Below are 1,481 nucleotides of genomic sequence, written 5' to 3'. Positions count from 1 at the left end.
CCAGGCCCTTCTCTAAGAGCTCGATCCGCTGCGCCGGGGTGAGCTTTAGCAGATCCAGCCCGGTCTGCTCCTTCAGCGCAACCCCGTCAAGTGTGCAGGTGATGTCGAAACTCTTCACCTGCTTTTTGTCAGCCAGCCAGCCGGGAATAACGATATAATCCCCGATGCGTTCAATCTGGCTTTTTGGCAGCCAGTCGGCGTAGGTGCTTTCCCGCACCTTCCCGCTGGGCCGCTGCCGCCGGCGAACGGTTTCAACCTGGATGGCCTTTTCCGTCTCCTTAACAATGGCGCTGCAGTATGTGGTAAGGTAACCCTCGATTCTTTCATCTTTGACCTCTCCAATTTTTAAGAACATCTTGCTTCCCCCTTCCCTTTCTATATATAGAATATCCTATATAGGGTATTCCGTCAAGTCTTTTTTGGTCTTTTCTCACTATTTTTACGGGAAAAGATGTTAAGATTTCATAACATTGTTAGGCTAAAGAAGTACACAAAAAAGCCCCTCCGAAGAGGGGCGGTTGGTTAAGAGGGGGGGGTTATTTCAGGTCGCTAAGCAGGCTCGCCAGCTCCTGCTCGATACGGTAAAGAGGATCGGCGGTCCAATCGGCGGGGTAGATGCTCGCACGCAGCCGTTGAATATGGGCGAGGATCGCCTCGATGCGCAGCTGGACGTCAGGACAGTGCGATTCTGGCATTTTCGATCCTCGCCTCCAGGGCAGCGTTCGCGGCCTTAAGCCCGTTGATCTCGGCTTTGAGTTTGGCGATCTCTGCCGGGTCTGTTTTGGCCGGCAGCACGATTTTGATATGATCGCCATGCCCGGTTACTTTGCCCCCGGCCAGCCCGACCACATAAGCGGCCCGGACGTAGGTGGCATTGTCGATCAGGTAACCTACTTCCTTTACGGCCTTGCCGTCTACCTCAAGGCCGATAGCGCGGGTGATGGCGGGCATGTCCCCGGCCTTTAAGTGCGATTCTACAGCCGCCAGGAAGTTCTTCCAGCCGTCTTTGCGGCCGCGCAACACGTTGGGGCAGTTCTTCTTGCTCCAGTCGTAGTGCTGCTTGACCGCGGTTATCTTCAGCCCGTAATCCTTCAGCAGCTTCGCCACCAGCCAGGCCGCGTTTGCTTCGGCCTTGACCCTGTTGCCGTCCCGGTTTTCGCAAATCTCTATCCCGATGCTCTGACGGTTCCCGGTGCCATTGGTGCCGTCGCCGGCATGCCAGCCGTTTTCCGTTAGCGGTAGGTGCTGATATATCACCTTGTCATCTACGGTAAAATGCCAACTGGCCGGGATCGCGGCAGCCGCAGCGCCCCTGAGATAGGCAGCGTGGGCTTTGGCGTTCGCACCGGCGCCCGGGTTGGCGGTATCGTGAATGGTGATGTAGCGGGGAGTCATCTTGTAGCCCGGGCGGTTCTTCCGGCCCTTTGGGATGAAATCCTGGATAATTTGAACGGCCATTTATCCCACCTCGCCAGGCTCAT

At 56.2% G+C, this 1,481-nt stretch carries 3 protein-coding genes; all 3 read right to left on the bottom strand.

Annotated features, from left to right (window positions below; translation table 11 throughout):
- The coding region (locus ACE4YL_RS06360; protein WP_461369394.1) for a hypothetical protein at window positions 1-355 on the bottom strand (355 nt) is incomplete at its 3' end.
- Between the two features lie 181 nt (window positions 356-536).
- Window positions 537-695, bottom strand: coding sequence for a hypothetical protein (locus tag ACE4YL_RS06355; protein WP_461369393.1), 159 nt, complete (start codon window positions 693-695; stop codon window positions 537-539).
- Complete coding sequence (locus tag ACE4YL_RS06350) at window positions 673-1,458, bottom strand: peptidoglycan recognition protein family protein (RefSeq protein ID WP_461369392.1); 786 nt, start codon at window positions 1,456-1,458, stop codon at window positions 673-675. The genes ACE4YL_RS06355 and ACE4YL_RS06350 overlap by 23 nt, the downstream gene beginning before the upstream one ends.
- Window positions 1,459-1,481 lie beyond the last annotated feature (23 nt).

This window comes from Candidatus Darwinibacter acetoxidans, assembly GCF_041936445.1.
Taxonomy (GTDB): domain Bacteria; phylum Bacillota; class Limnochordia; order Darwinibacteriales; family Darwinibacteriaceae; genus DTU010.
Note: the sequence above shows the minus strand (reverse complement) of the source record. Positions and strands in the feature narration are given on the sequence as shown.